14 protein-coding genes are annotated in these 14990 nt (G+C 45.6%); 13 read left to right on the plus strand and 1 reads right to left on the minus strand.

What is annotated here, in order from left to right:
• The first annotated feature begins 11 nt into the window (after positions 1–11).
• From AB5213_RS05520 to AB5213_RS05530, 3 genes are all read left to right on the plus strand, one after another.
• The gene (locus AB5213_RS05520; RefSeq protein ID WP_368276409.1) at positions 12–704 is read left to right on the plus strand and encodes a hypothetical protein; all 693 of its coding nucleotides are present in this window, start codon (positions 12–14) and stop codon (positions 702–704) included.
• Between the two features lie 153 nt (positions 705–857).
• The gene (locus AB5213_RS05525; RefSeq protein WP_055155580.1) at positions 858–1565 is read left to right on the plus strand and encodes a response regulator transcription factor; all 708 of its coding nucleotides are present in this window, start codon (positions 858–860) and stop codon (positions 1563–1565) included.
• Positions 1537–3621: a sensor histidine kinase gene (locus AB5213_RS05530; RefSeq protein ID WP_368276410.1), complete on the plus strand. Its 2085-nt coding sequence runs from the start codon at positions 1537–1539 to the stop codon at positions 3619–3621. The genes AB5213_RS05525 and AB5213_RS05530 overlap by 29 nt, the downstream gene beginning before the upstream one ends.
• Before the next feature lie 96 nt (positions 3622–3717).
• On the opposite strand, the gene AB5213_RS05535 is transcribed toward AB5213_RS05530, so the two are convergent.
• Positions 3718–4704, minus strand: a complete 987-nt coding sequence (locus AB5213_RS05535) for an FAD:protein FMN transferase (protein WP_368276411.1) — start codon at positions 4702–4704, stop codon at positions 3718–3720.
• Between the two features lie 411 nt (positions 4705–5115).
• On the opposite strand from AB5213_RS05535, the gene AB5213_RS05540 reads away from it, so the two are divergent.
• The 10 genes from AB5213_RS05540 to yqeB all read left to right on the plus strand — a co-directional run bounded on the left by AB5213_RS05540 (position 5116) and on the right by yqeB (position 14884).
• Positions 5116–5520, plus strand: coding sequence for a NusG domain II-containing protein (locus AB5213_RS05540; protein WP_118198345.1), 405 nt, complete (start codon positions 5116–5118; stop codon positions 5518–5520).
• Between the two features lie 3 nt (positions 5521–5523).
• On the plus strand, positions 5524–6027 hold the full coding sequence (locus tag AB5213_RS05545; RefSeq protein WP_055155576.1) for a Gx transporter family protein: 504 nt from the start codon (positions 5524–5526) through the stop codon (positions 6025–6027).
• A gap of 14 nt (positions 6028–6041) precedes the next feature.
• Positions 6042–6653 (plus strand): Holliday junction branch migration protein RuvA, encoded by a 612-nt coding sequence (gene ruvA, locus AB5213_RS05550; protein ID WP_055155575.1) that lies wholly within the window; start codon positions 6042–6044, stop codon positions 6651–6653.
• A 10-nt stretch (positions 6654–6663) separates the two neighbouring features.
• Positions 6664–7665, plus strand: coding sequence for a Holliday junction branch migration DNA helicase RuvB (gene ruvB / locus AB5213_RS05555; protein WP_117556028.1), 1002 nt, complete (start codon positions 6664–6666; stop codon positions 7663–7665).
• A 14-nt stretch (positions 7666–7679) separates the two neighbouring features.
• The gene (locus AB5213_RS05560; protein WP_368276412.1) at positions 7680–8477 is read left to right on the plus strand and encodes a xanthine dehydrogenase family protein subunit M; all 798 of its coding nucleotides are present in this window, start codon (positions 7680–7682) and stop codon (positions 8475–8477) included.
• Complete coding sequence (locus AB5213_RS05565; RefSeq protein WP_008375171.1) at positions 8467–8934, plus strand: (2Fe-2S)-binding protein; 468 nt, start codon at positions 8467–8469, stop codon at positions 8932–8934. The genes AB5213_RS05560 and AB5213_RS05565 overlap by 11 nt, the downstream gene beginning before the upstream one ends.
• Positions 8931–11213, plus strand: a complete 2283-nt coding sequence (locus tag AB5213_RS05570; RefSeq protein ID WP_368276413.1) for a xanthine dehydrogenase family protein molybdopterin-binding subunit — start codon at positions 8931–8933, stop codon at positions 11211–11213. Before AB5213_RS05565 ends, AB5213_RS05570 begins: the two co-directional genes overlap by 4 nt.
• The gene (gene yqeC, locus AB5213_RS05575) at positions 11203–12627 is read left to right on the plus strand and encodes a selenium cofactor biosynthesis protein YqeC (protein ID WP_368276414.1); all 1425 of its coding nucleotides are present in this window, start codon (positions 11203–11205) and stop codon (positions 12625–12627) included. The genes AB5213_RS05570 and yqeC overlap by 11 nt, the downstream gene beginning before the upstream one ends.
• Positions 12628–12763: 136 nt before the next feature.
• Positions 12764–14095 (plus strand): uracil-xanthine permease family protein, encoded by a 1332-nt coding sequence (locus tag AB5213_RS05580; RefSeq protein WP_256171076.1) that lies wholly within the window; start codon positions 12764–12766, stop codon positions 14093–14095.
• Positions 14096–14884: a selenium-dependent molybdenum cofactor biosynthesis protein YqeB gene (yqeB, locus tag AB5213_RS05585; RefSeq protein ID WP_022221060.1), complete on the plus strand. Its 789-nt coding sequence runs from the start codon at positions 14096–14098 to the stop codon at positions 14882–14884.
• The last annotated feature ends 106 nt before the right edge of the window (positions 14885–14990 follow it).

Consider the following 14990-nt stretch of genomic DNA (forward strand, 5'->3'; position numbering starts at 1 on the left):
GGTTTTGGGATATGGATAATAACTTAAATGACCAGACAACTGAGAATAGTGAAGGGGAGGAAAAGAGTCCATCTTCTTACACCGATCCCAATGCAGGATATACAGAAGCAGAGCCGCAGGCAAAGAATGACAATAGCGTGCCAAAAGAGGCAGCGGACGATAATTTAAAGCAGGAAGAAAAAGGTCATCCGGCATATACTTACGGTGAAATGCCAAAGTCAGAAAACGGAAGCGGCTACGGACAGTCAGCACCGGGCGGAAGCGCTTGCCATTCCGGAACTTCGGATGGAACTTATGAAAATAATACTTACAACGGAAATTCGTATTATAACGGAACCAATCAGAGCGGAGCTTATACCAATGGGTACTCTGACAACCAGTATCAGAATAGCGGTTATAATACCGGATTTAACGCGAGCGGCTACAATAACAATTACAATAGCCAGAACAATTATCAGATGCCGCCGAAGCAGATGGATCTATCTCCGCTTTCTACCGGAGAATGGCTTTTAACGCTGATTGTCGGAATTATTCCATGTGCGGGACTGATCCTGTATATTATCTGGGCGTTTGGTAATAGTGGCAGTCTGAACCGGCGTAACTACTGCAGAGCGTCCCTGATTCTTCAGGTTATTTCGTATGTATTTGTGATCTTCTTTATTTTGATTGCAGTAGTTGGTGGTATTAGTTATTATGGTTATTAAATAAGTATCTGATGGGCTTTTCGGCAAGGCAGCAGTGCTTTGCTGAAAAGCTTTTTCGTTTTTTTAGAAATTCTTTAGAAATCTATTCCGGTTCTCTTTAGCTTTAGGAGATAGACTATAGTCAAGGATGAGAAAAAGAGGAGAAAAGCAGTTATGGAAATGAATCATGTACTGGTCGTTGAAGACGACAAGGAAATCAGAGAAGGTGTGGAAATATACCTGAAAAGTCAGGGATACGAAGTATTTCAGGCGGCAGATGGGATTGAAGGTCTGGAAGTGATCGAGAAAGAGGAAATCCATCTTGCAATCGTCGATATTATGATGCCGCGGATGGATGGAATCCGTATGACAATGAAGCTTCGGGAAAAATATGATTTTCCGGTGATCATGCTGTCAGCAAAATCAGAGGAAGTGGATAAGATCATGGGACTGAATATCGGGGCAGATGATTATGTGACGAAGCCATTTACACCGATGGAGCTTCTTGCAAGGGTGAATTCACAGCTCAGAAGATACCGGATGTTTGCAGAGAAGCTAAGAGACCGTGAAGAAAATCAGAATATCCATGTGATCGGCGGTCTGGAGCTGAATGAAGACACGGTGGAGGTATCGGTTGACGGAGAGCCGGTGCGCCTGACACCGATTGAGTACAAAATCCTGCTTCTCCTTATGAAGAGTCCTGGAAGAGTTTTTTCGGCAGAGGAAATTTACGAGCGTGTATGGAATGAAAAAGCGATCAATACCGATACGATCATGGTCCATATCCGGAATATCCGTGAAAAAATTGAGAGCTGCCCGAAAGAACCAAAATATTTAAAGGTGGTGTGGGGCGTTGGATACAAAATCGAAAAACAGGCATAAACTAGGGATTGTCCTGATTTTAGGCGTAATCTTACTTGCGACGGTGATCGTGTTAGGAAACTATAATACTTTTTATAAGAATGCAAAAAAGGAGCAGGACAGTCTGACACAGAACTACCGGACGAGTGAGTCCTTTATGAAGACATTTATCCGGGACTGCTATGTATTGTATTCCAAAGAATCCGGAAACGAATATAACGTAAAGTTTCTGGATGATTATTATCCGGAATTTGATGAGAAATTTAACCGGCAGATTGCATATATGAATTACCAGGTGCAGGATGCAAACGGAGAGGTAATCGATGGATACCGGTCGAATAGAGATTCCTGGGAAAAAGTGAAAGATACCGAGCTTGCAGATTATGCTCTTGGGATTAAGATCTCGTTTGACAAAAACGGTGAAATCAAGATTGATCAGGTGATGGGAACGGAAGTAACCAAACAGGAAGCTGTTCTGAAGATCCTGACCTCAAATCTGCCGGAAAAAATATTTGAATATGAAGATGAAAGTGAGATTGAAAATATTTCACCAAAAGACAGGACCTATTATTTCATGATGACGGAAGCAAAGCTGAATGCTTATGTTATGCGGGTGTATCCGATTACTTCAATGGTGGGAAACGCGGCGGTTTATACAATCTTGACCCTTATATTGTTGGTCGCACTTCTGGCATGGCTGATTCCGATGAAGAAAGATCTGCATACAGGAGATGAAAAAATTTTCCATGTACCATTTGAAATTGCGATAGCGACTGGTATTACTGGAATTAGCCTGATTTTCAGCTATCTTGGAGAACTGATTATGCACGCGAAAGGAAATGTGTGGCCAATCGATTTTCTGGTCTGGTTTGTTTTCTTTGCAGTTATGTACTGGGGATCCGGCTGTGTACGCCAGATCCGGCTTCTTGGAGTAAAGGAATATGTGAAAAAAAGAGTTCTGCTGATTTGGATCTGGAGAAGATTCGGAAACGGAATCCGAGGTGGTATCCACTGGTGCAAGGATAAGATCGAAGCATTTTATCATTCTCTGGATCAGTTCAATTTCAAGGAAAAGAATAATAAGATTATTTTGAAAATCGTGCTGTTCAATTTCGCAATACTGCTGGTGATCTGTTCATTCTGGTATTACGGAATTGCAGGACTGATCGTATATTCTGTAATCCTGTTCCTGATCCTGCAAAAATATTTTAATGATCTCCGGAAAAAATATGCATTGCTTTTGGAGGCAACCAATAAAATTGCAGACGGAAATCTGGATGTAGAGATTGAAGGTGATCTTGGTGTGTTCAGTCCGTTCCGTAATGAAATCCAGAAGATCCAGACCGGATTTAAGAAAGCGGTAAAGGAAGAAGTAAAAAGCCAGCGTATGAAAACAGAACTGATCACAAACGTATCACATGATCTGAAAACACCGCTGACTGCGATCATAACCTATGTGAATCTGTTGAAAGACGAGAAAGATGAGGAAAAGCGAAAGGATTATATTGATATTCTGGAACGCAAATCTATGCGCCTGAAAGTCCTGATCGAAGACCTCTTTGAGATCAGCAAAGCAAGCAGCCAGAATGTAAAGCTGAATTTGATGAACGTGGATATCGTCAATCTGTTTAAACAGGTAAAATTTGAGCTGGAAGATAAGTTCGAAGAAAAAGGTCTGGAGTTCAGGACCACTTTCCCGGAAGAAAAAGTGATTCTTTGTCTGGACAGTCAGAAGACCTACCGGATCTTTGAGAATCTTCTGAATAACATTGTAAAATATGCACTTCCGGGAACAAGAGTTTATGTGGAAATCGAAAAGACGGAGAAAGATGTATTTATCCGCCTGAAAAATATTTCCGCAACCGAGCTCACCTTCAATCCGGAAGAAATTACAGAACGCTTCGTCCGCGGAGATGAGTCCCGCAATACCGAAGGCTCCGGTCTTGGCCTTGCAATCGTAAAAAGCTTCGTAGGTCTCCAGGGTGGAAGCTTCCATATCGAAACCGAAGCAGACCTCTTCAAAGCCGAAATCCGCTGGGCTTTGCCGGGAGAAGAGACAGTGAAGCAGGAAGCATAAGAAAAATAAATGGTACCGGATTCAATTTTTTTTACAACTGAATCTGGTACCATTTATTTTTCTGATTTGTCTCACAACCTATATCATTCAACTTTTTTACTTTGGAAATCCGCTGGAGTAATGAATCTCATAATCATCCGTGATAAAGAGTGCTTCTGCCCCCTTGATTCCTTCGATATATTTCAATCCATCATCTAACCCCATCGCAAAGCAGGTCGTACTAAGTGCGTCCGCTTCCGTAGAAGAGTCACAGACAATACTCACCCCAAGCAGATCATTTTCATAAGGATACCCGGTTTTCGGATCTAAGATATGGTGATAAATCTTGTCGCCCACCTTAAAATATCGCTCATAAATCCCGGAAGAAACCACAGATTGATCCTTGATCTTTACACTGGTGATCGCTTCTCCATTCTGTGCAAATGGCTTCTGGATACCGATATTATAATCCGAGCCATCCGGTTTGCTGCCAAGAGCCAGCACATTTCCGCCTAGATTGATCAGCGCATGGGATACATTCTGCTCTTTCAGATATGCTTTCAGCTGATCCGCAATATATCCCTTTGCAATTCCGCCAAGATCAATAGCCGCCTCCGGATCCAGAAGCTGAACCGTATTTCCATCAACCCTCACATTCTCATATCCGATATGACGTTTCGCTTCCTGAATCGCCGCATCATCCGGAACGGTCCCCGTATTATTCTTAAAATCCCACAAGTCACTAAGTGGAGCGATCGTAATATCAAACTTTCCATCTGCCAGACAGCTGTATTCCACGCCTTTCTGAATCAAATCCACCGTATCACCCGAAAGTGTCACAGGCTCCCCGTTTGCATGGTTCAGCTCATAAATCTCGCTTCCTTCCGAAGTCCGGCTAAACCGCGCATTATAATCCTTGCATTTCGCCACACAAGCATCCAGAACATCCTCTGAATCCTTATCATAAACCGTAATCGTTACCACCGTATCAAACACCGTCACCGTCCGCGACACCGGCTGCGGCGAACTCCCAGAACATCCACCCAGACAAAAAGTCCCAAACAAACTCAAACAAATACCAATTCCCAAACTTTTTATTTTCATCGCAAACCTCCTCAAACCATAACCTACAGCATTGTTTTTTTCATAAACTTCCCAAAAGCGACATAATGAAAATTTACGAATCTCAGGTCTGTGCAACCAGCCAATGCACAGCCGTGAGGGAAGCGAAAGTCCTGCACGCCTCTATTTTGTGCAATGGAGATGAAACACAAAAATCGTGGAAGCCATTGCTGAACACGATTTTCGCCCTAAGTGGTTCATCGGAATGGTTTGCACAACTTGAGGCGTGCAGGACTTTCGCTTCCCTCACGGCGTCCCCATTCTCTTCTTCCACAAACCGTCCCATTCGTCAATTACCCCATTATACGTTCCCCTATGAAAAAAATCAATCGAACACTTGATTGCATTAGATAAAATGATGTGTTAGAATAAACAAAGAAAAAGGAGAACCCTATGAGCCATAAAGAAAATAAGAGCCATGAGGAGAAAGCATCCGGTTTCAAAAAGAATGATCTGATTCTTGTCCTCCTTGTATTTGCTGCGGCAGGCATTTTTTTTGCAGGACATCTATTCACGAGCCAGAAAAGCGCAGGCGTTGTAGAAATACAGATTGACGGGAAAGTGGTAGAGACACTGGATCTGCAGAAAGAGCGTGCATTTAAGATCAACGGAGGAACGAACACCGTGCAGATCGAGAACGGAAAAGTGAAAATGGCAGCGGCCAACTGTCCGGATCAGATCTGTGTACACCAGAAAGCAATTTCAAGGAACGGAGAGAGTATTATCTGCCTTCCGAATAAGATCGTTCTGAAAATTGTCGATGGAGAAGAAGCCGAACTGGATGCGGTGACGAATTAAGATATGAAGAAAAATACAGTCAGAATAGCGTGGTTTGGTGTATTTACTGCCCTTGCGCTGATATTTAGTTATGTAGAGACTCTGATCCCGTTTCAGATCGGGATTCCGGGGGTTAAGCTTGGACTGGCGAATCTGATCGTTGTGGTGGCACTGTACAAGATGGGTGGAAAAGATGCCCTGTTGCTTTCAGTGACGCGTATCGTGCTGTCCGGATTTATTTTTGCCAGTCTGTTTAGTATTTTATACAGTCTGGCAGGCGGACTTTTAAGCCTTGCAGTGATGGTGATTTTGAAAAAGCGGGGATCATTCAGTGTTTTTGGAGTCAGCATGGCAGGTGGTGTCTTTCATAATGTCGGTCAGCTGATCGTAGCGATGCTGGTCGTGGAGACATTCAGCGTCGCCTATTATGTGCCGGTGCTTCTGATCGCAGGAGTGATCACCGGATTTATTATCGGAGTTGTGGCAAATGAAATGCTCAAAAGACTTGGCAGCATCGTATTGTCATAGCGTGGGAGGAAGAGATGATTTCATATATAAGAGGGGAGCTTGTAGCTCTCGAAGAAGATAAAGCGATTGTAGATGTAGGCGGCGTGGGCTACGGGATTTTTATGTCCGGACAGGCGATGGGACAGCTTCCGCCGGTTGGGAGTAAAGTGAAGATCCACACCTATCTGAATGTCAAAGAAGATGCTATGCAGCTGTATGGATTTTTAAACCGTGATGCGCTTTCTGTGTTCAAGCTTCTGATCGGTGTCAGTGGGATCGGACCGAAAGGAGGTCTTGGGATTCTGGCGCAGCTTACACCAGACGAACTTCGATTTGCCGTGATGTCGAAGGACATCAAGGCAATTTCAGCAGCACCGGGAATTGGCAAGAAGACGGCGGAGAAGCTGATCGTGGAACTGAAGGATAAGCTGAAGATTGAGGACGTACTGGATCACCAGGTGGAAGCGGCAAATGGAGCCGCTGAAGATACGGTAAATGCACAAGGACTTCAGGCAGATGCGGTACAGGCACTTACGGCGCTTGGCTATGGAAGTACTGAGGCACTGCAGGCAGTACGAAAAGTGGAAATGGATGAGAGCACGACGGTGGAAGATCTGCTGAAGGGTGCACTCAAATATTTGATATAAGAGGATTAGGATGGGAAGAAGAATTATTACCACAGAGAATCTGGAAGAGGATGTAAAAATTGAGAGCCATTTAAGACCTCAGCTTCTGGAAGATTATATTGGACAGGCGAAGGCAAAAGAGACTCTTAAGATTTATATAGAAGCGGCAAAAAGCAGGGGAGAGGCACTGGATCATGTGTTGTTTTACGGTCCGCCGGGACTTGGAAAGACAACCCTCGCCGGGATCATTGCGAATGAAATGGGCGTAAATATCAAGATCACGTCAGGTCCTGCGATCGAGAAACCTGGGGAAATGGCGGCAATCCTTAATAATCTCCAGGAAGGAGATGTGCTTTTTGTAGATGAGATCCACCGGCTGAACCGGCAGGTGGAGGAAGTACTTTATCCGGCGATGGAAGATTTTGCAATCGATATTATGATCGGAAAAGGGGCTTCGGCAAGGTCGATCCGTCTGGATCTGCCGCATTTTACACTGGTAGGGGCAACCACCCGTGCCGGAATGCTGACAGCTCCGCTCCGGGATCGTTTCGGGGTTGTGAACCGTCTGGAATTTTATACGGAAAAAGAACTGCAGACCATCATCATCCGTTCAGCAGGCGTGCTGGATGTGGAGATCGATGAAAAGGGAGCCCTTGAGATGGCAAGACGTTCCAGAGGAACGCCAAGGCTTGCCAACCGGCTTTTGAAAAGAGTCCGGGATTTTGCCCAGGTCAAATATGAGGGGGTGATCACCGAAGAGGTGGCAAGGCAGGCACTGGATCTTCTGGATGTGGACCGGCTTGGACTTGATCATGTAGACCGTAATCTTTTGACGACCATGATTGAAAAATTTCAAGGAGGTCCGGTAGGACTGGATACCCTTGCGGCAGCGATCGGGGAAGATGCCGGAACCGTAGAAGATGTCTATGAGCCATATCTTTTGAAGAATGGCTTTTTACAGAGAACACCAAGAGGAAGGGTGGTCACAGATCTTGCGTATACCCATCTTGGATTTGACAAGAACGAAGAATAGAAAGGAAAGAGACGATGCTGAAGATAAAACAATATGTGAAAGCAGAGAGTCTGGAGCAGGCGTATGAACTGAACCAGAAAAAGACGAACCGGATCGTCGGTGGAATGCTCTGGCTGAAAATGAGTACTGCGCAGATCCAGACTGCGATCGATCTGTCCGGACTCGGACTGGATCAGATTGAAGAGACGGAGGATGCATGGAAGATTGGATGTATGGTATCCCTTCGTGATCTGGAGTTACACGAAGGATTAAATGAATTGAGCTGCAATATGATCAGAGAAAGTGTGAGAAGTATTGTCGGTGTACAGTTCCGGAATCTTGCGACGATCGGCGGAAGTATTTTCGGACGGTTTGGATTTTCGGATGTACTGACCTGTTTCCTTGCACTGGATACAGAAGTAGAACTTTATAAAGGTGGGATCATTTCTCTGGAAGAGTTTGCAAAGATGGAGAGAGATAATGATATCCTTGTTCGTGTGATCGTAAAGAAAACACCGGGAAAGGGAAGCTATCAGTCACACCGTAATACCAAGACGGATTTTCCGGTACTGGCGGTTGCTGCTGACCGTTATGGAGATGAACTGAAGGTGGCAGTTGGGGCAAGACCGATGAAAGCAGTCTGTATTCACGTTCCGGCAGAACAGCTGGATGCGTGCACAGATCTGAAAAAATTTGCAAAAGAGCTTGCAGCCCAGGTGCCGATGGGAGGCAATATGCGTGGAAGTGCAGCGTATCGTACCCATCTTGCAGAGGTTCTGATCCGCAGAGCATTAGAGAGAATCACAAACGGAGGTGAAAAGAATGCAGATTAGTCTGACATTGAATGGAAAAAAGATTACAGAAGAGATCGCAGCTGATCTGCTTCTGATCGATTTCGTGAGAAATCATGGATGTTACAGCGTAAAGCGCGGCTGTGAGACTTCCAACTGTGGACTTTGTACCGTATTTTTAGATGAGAAGCCGGTACTTTCCTGTTCCGTGCTTGCTGCAAGAGCAGACGGGCACAAGGTAGATACGCTGGAAGGACTGCAGGAGGAAGCAGAAGAATTTGGCTCTTTTATCGCAGGACAGGGGGCGGAGCAGTGCGGATTCTGTAATCCGGGTATGATCATGAATGCAATCGCACTTTTCCGCGAGAATCCGGATCCAAGTGATGACGAGATCCGGGAATACCTTGCGGGGAATCTCTGCCGCTGTTCAGGCTACGAGGGACAGCTCAGAGGAATCCATGATTTTCTGGAGTACAAAAGAAAAGGAGGAGCCAGATGAAAGCAGTAGGAGTACCATTTGTAAAAAAAGATGCGAAAGCACTGGTGACTGGAAAGCCGGTATATACAAATGATCTGGCACCAAAGGATTGTCTGATCGTTAAGCTTCTAAGAAGTCCGCATGCCAATGCGATGATCCAGGAGATCAAGACAGATGTGGCAATGCGTGTGCCGGGAATTGAAGCAATCTATACCTGGAAGGATGTACCGCAGCAGCGTTTTACAATTGCAGGACAGACCTGGCCGGAGCCTAGTCCGTATGACCGGTTGATCCTGGACCAGCATGTTCGCTTTGTAGGAGATCCGGTAGCGATCATTGCCGGAGAAAATGAAGCCTGCGTAGAACGTGCAATGAAGATGATCAAGGTCAAATACGAGGTCCTTCCGGCAGTATTAGATCCTGAGGAAGCGCTGGATGGTCCAATTCTGGTGCATCCGGAGAACAGCTGGAAGGCATTGTGCCCGGTAGGAGCAGATAACAAGCGGAATCTTTGTGCACAGGCAGAAGATGGACATGGGGATGTAGAGAAAGTTCTTGCAGAATGCGATGTTGTTGTAGAACATACATATCATGTCAAAGCGGCACAGCAGGCAATGATGGAACCATTTCAGACGGTCTGCTTTATGGATATGTATGGAAGACTGAATGTGATGAGTTCTACGCAGATCGTTTACCATGTGCGCCGTATTGTTTCCAATGCACTTGGTATACCAAAATCCAAGATCCGTGCGTTTAAACCGAGGATCGGTGGTGGATTTGGGGCAAAACAGACGGCGGTAAGTGAGGTTTATCCGGCGTTTGTAACCTGGAAAACCGGAAAGCCATCGAAAATTGTATTTACAAGAGAGGAATCCCAGATTGCATCCTCACCGCGTCATGATATGGCGGTGACGGTTCGCATGGGAGCAGATAAAGAGGGAAATATCCGGGCAATTGATCTGTATACACTTTCTAACACAGGAGCATACGGGGAACATGGACCGACAACGGTCGGACTTTCCGGACATAAGGCGATTCCGCTTTATGGTTCATTAGATGCATACCGGTTCCGTTACGATGTGGTCTATACCAACCGGATGGCAGCAGGAGCTTATCGTGGATATGGAGCGACGCAGGGAATCTTTGCGGTTGAGACATCTGTTAACGAACTGGCAGAAAAACTTGGCATGGATCCGATGGAGATCCGTATGAAGAATATGGTCAAAGAAGGACAGTTCATGCCGGCATATTATGGGGAGACAGCGAATAGCTGTGCACTTGATAAATGCCTTGCGAGAGTAAAAGAAATGTCCGGATGGGATGAAAAGTATCCAAGAAAAGTTATGCCGGATGGCAAAATCCGCAGCGTCGGAGTAGCACTTGCCATGCAGGGATCCTGCATTTCCAATGTAGATGTCGGATCTGCAACGATCAAACTGGGCGAGGATGGTGTCTACAATATGTCAATCGCGGCAGCGGACATGGGAACCGGGTGTGATACGATTCTTGCACAGATGGCAGCAGAATGTCTGGACTGTGATCTGGATGATATTGCAGTATCCGGAGCAGATACCGATACTTCGCCGTATGATTCAGGCTCTTATGCATCAAGTACGACTTATGTGACTGGTATGGCGGTGACAAGAGCCGGTGAGGAACTGAAAAAGCGGATCGTCAGACAGGCAGCGAAGATGCTGAAATGCGAAGTGGATGAGATTGATTTCGATGGACACATTGCAAGAAGCGATAAGACCGGAGAAGAGGTGACACTTGCGGCAATCGGAGCAGGGGCAATGTGCGGAAGTGATATTGCGCTTCAGGTAACAGAAAGCCACAGTTCGCCGGTATCTCCGCCGCCTTATATGGCAGGCGCTGTTGAAATCGAATTGGATCCGGAGACAGGACATGTCGAGATCCTGGATTACTATGCAGTGGTTGACTGCGGAACTGTTATTAACCCGAATCTTGCGAGGGTACAGGCGGAAGGCGGAATCGTGCAAGGAATCGGCATGACTCTTTATGAGAATATTCAGTACACGGAAAAAGGACAGCTTCTGAACAATTCATTTATGCAGTACAAGATTCCGACCCGAATGGATATGGGAAATCTGCATGTGGAATTTGAGAGCAGCTATGAGCCGACCGGACCGTTTGGTGCAAAATCGATTGGCGAAATCGTCATCAATACACCGGCTCCGGCATTGACGCATGCAATCGCAAATGCAACAGGTCTGTGGTTCCGTGAACTTCCGATTACAAGTGAACAGATTGCAATGGGAATTATGGAAAATGAAAATTAAACTGATTTATCTGGCGGCTGGAAACAGCCGCCGTTTTAACAGCCAAAGGATGCAAAATACAGAACCGCCACAATCAGAAGCAGAGAACAAACTGCTTTATTTGTTGGATGAAAAGCCGATGTTCCGCTATTTATTCGACCGTCTGGTAAAAGTCTGTCAAAGGCATCCGGAATGGGAAATGATTGTGGTAACACAGTATCCGGAGATTGAGCATCAGGTAAAAGCACTTCAGGAAAACGAGCAGCAAGGTGAACGTTTCCCGGTAAAAACAGTGATTTCAAAAGACAGCTATAAAGGAGCAGCCTATTCGGTAAAAGCAGGGATCCGTGCGGCAGGAGATGCTGATGCCTATGCATTTTTTGTGGCGGATCAGCCTTATTTTACAGAAGAAAGCGTGGAAGGATTCCTGGAAAAGATGGAGCGGGAGGCAAAAGTTGTACCGGGATGTGTGACCTGGAATGGACAGGAAGGCAATCCGGTCTGGTTTCCGGCAAAGTACGGGAAAGAACTTCTGGAACTGGAAGGAGATGCCGGAGGAAGAAAGGTGTTCCGCAGATACCGGGAAAAAGCAGTATTTTACGAGGTGAGCCTGGAAAAAGAGCTGGAAGATATTGATTATATGCCGGAAATAGAAAAAATGCGGATAACAGAAGGAGACACAGAGAAAACTTTCCATGTATATGTTATCGAAAATGGAAAGCTTCAAAGGAAAGAGTCTCTGCTTATGGCACTTGGACTTACGGAGCAGATGGTACCGAGAATTGCTGCCGTGGGTGCGGGAGGTAAGACTTCTCTTTTGAAACAGCTGCTTGCTGAATACCAAGAGAAGGGTGCCCTCCCGGTTCTGGTGACTACAACCCATATGAAAAAAGAGACTGCCCCTTATTTTGTAATGGAGGATTCTATCGGAAAAATTCTGGAAGTGCATAAAAGAGAAGGCATGGTGATCGCCGGTCTGGATGCAGGAAGAGGCAGGATCAAAAGCCTTTCTTTACCGGTAATGGAAAAGATCTGGGAGCTTCCTGCGCCGGTTCTTGTGGAAGCGGATGGTGCACGGATGCTTCCGGCGAAAGTGCCGGGGGAGAAAGAACCGGTTATTCCAAAGCAAATCCAGATAGTCCTTTCTGTATATGGACTCGATGCCATCGGACAAAGGATAAAAGACTGCTGTTTCCGACCTGAGCTTGTGGCACAGGTACTTGGAAAAGCAGTGGAAGAGGTTCTGACGGAGGAGGATCTGGCAGGGCTGGCTGTTTCGGCAAAAGGCGGGAAAAAGAATGTCCTGCCGGAAATGGATTTCTATATTGTGCTAAACAAAGCAGATGACGAAAAACGTCTGAAAATGGCAGAGAGAATCGCCTTAAGAGTAGAACGGGATTCTGGTGAAAAAGTACGGATTACATCGTTTCGTTAATATTTTGGAAAAATAAAGCAATTGTGTGTTGAAAAATGGAACATTGCCGAATTGTCATTGGAAACCATTCGTGCTATCATAGATACGATAGCTTTGACAACGAAAGTTGTAAGTGGGTAGAGAAGGAGGCAAAAAAGTGGGTACGAAGAATAGTAATACTTCACAGGAACTATTTAACCTTAACGGAAAACCATCCTTTGGTCAGGCACTTCCGCTGGCATTCCAGCATGTAGTGGCGATGATCATTGGCTGTGTTGCACCGGCGATCATTCTTGCTGGTGTGTCCGGACTTTCAGAATCAGATACGGTTGTCCTGATTCAGGCATCTCTTGCAATGTCAGCGATTTCGACATTCATCCAGCTTTTTCCGTTTATCAAATTTAAGTCTTATCAGATAGGAGCCGGGCTTCCGGTTATTATGGGAATCAGCTTTGCGTATGTGCCGATCATGCAGTCAATTGCACAGGATGCAGATGTTGGAACAATACTTGGTGCACAGATCGTGGGCGGTATTGTTGCGATTATTGTAGGAATATTTATCAAGCAGATCCGTCATCTTTTCCCGCCGCTGGTTACGGGAACGGTTGTATTTGCAATCGGACTTTCGCTGTATCCGACCGCAGTCAATTATATGGCAGGTGGAGCAGGAAGTGCGGATTATGGTTCATGGCAAAACTGGCTTGTTGCGATCATCACACTGGCAGTCGTAACAGGACTGAATCATTTTGGAAAGGGCTTTTTAAAGCTTTCTTCCGTTCTGATCGGAATCATAGTTGGATATGTAGTTGCGCTTGGCTTTGGAATGGTGGATTTTTCTTCCGTATTAACGGCAAAATGGGTACAGTTCCCACAGCCGATGCATTTCGGAATTAAATTCGAGCCATCCTCATGTGTTGCGATTGCGGTATTGTTTGCAATCAGCTCTATTCAGGCAATCGGAGACTTTTCAGCAACGACGACCGGAGGAATGGACCGTATGCCGACGGATGAGGAATTAAGCGGTGGTATCATTGGTTATGGAGTCAGCAATATTGTCTGCGCATTTTTCAGCGGACTCCCGACAGCAACCTACAGTCAGAATGTCGGAATCGTAAGTTCTACGAAAGTAGTAGCAAAGAGAGTATTTGGAATTGCAGCGATGATCATGCTGGTTGCAGGAATCATGCCAAAGATCGCATACATTCTTCTAACTATTCCGTCATGTGTGCTTGGAGGCGCAACAATCTCTGTATTTGCAATGATTTCCATGACGGGTATCAAACTGATCAATAATTCAAAGATGAATTATAGAAATACATCCATCGTAGGACTTGCCATTGCACTTGGAATGGGTGTGACACAGGCAAATGCAGCACTTGCGCAGCTCCCTGCATGGGTAACAACCATTTTCGGTAAATCACCGGTTGCACTGTCTACTCTGGTTGCAGTGTTCCTAAATCTGGTTTTACCAAAGGAGAAAGAAGAGTAAATGAAGATCCTGATAAGAGGAGCCGGGGATCTTGCCACAGGAATTGCGGCAGAGCTGTGGGAAAGAGGACATCAGATCCTGATGACGGATGTTGCCATCCCACTCACCGTCAGACGTGAGGTGGCATTTTCAAGAGCGGTGTACGAAGAACATGCAGTGGTAGAAGGAATAGAAGCAGTTCTTGCCGACAATTTTGAAGAAGCAGAAACAATTATGGCAACACGGAAAATTGCTGTCATGGTGGATGAAAAAGCAGAAGTGCGGAAAGAATATCTGCCGGATGTACTGGTTGACGGGATCATGGCAAAAAAGAATCTTGGGACCCGGATCAGTGACGCTCCTCTTGTTATCGGTATCGGACCGGGCTTTACGGCAGCCGGAGACTGCCATTTTGTGATTGAAACGCAAAGAGGTGAGCATCTGGGCGAGGTGATCCGCGAGGGAAGTGCAATCCCCAACACCGGAATTCCGGGAAATATTGGCGGCTATACGGTGGAACGCCTTTTAAAGGCATCCGCAGACGGAATCATGCATCCGGTCGCGAGAATTGGTGATGTGGTGAAAAAAGGGCAGATTGTTGCAAGGTGCGGAGATGAACCTGTCTATGCGAGGCTCCACGGGATTGTCCGTGGGATGCTCCAGGAAGGGGTACCGGTCAAAAAAGGATTGAAGATCGGAGATGTGGATGCAAGGATAGAGGGAAAACTTTGTTATACGATTTCGGATAAAGCACGAAAGATCGGAAACGGAGTTGCGGAAGCAATCGATCTTGTCTATAAAACAAAATAAAAAAGTTGTCTGGACAACTTATTTATCCATCCTTTTTATGGTAAAATATAAAAAGGTTTGGGCAGAATACCTGCCGCAGTGACGGCAGGTATTTTTATGCCATAAT

It is taken from the genome of Coprococcus sp. RTP21204st1_G4_RTP21204_210225 (genome assembly GCF_040915385.1).
In the GTDB taxonomy this organism is placed as follows: Bacteria; Bacillota; Clostridia; order Lachnospirales; family Lachnospiraceae; genus Allocoprococcus; species Allocoprococcus comes.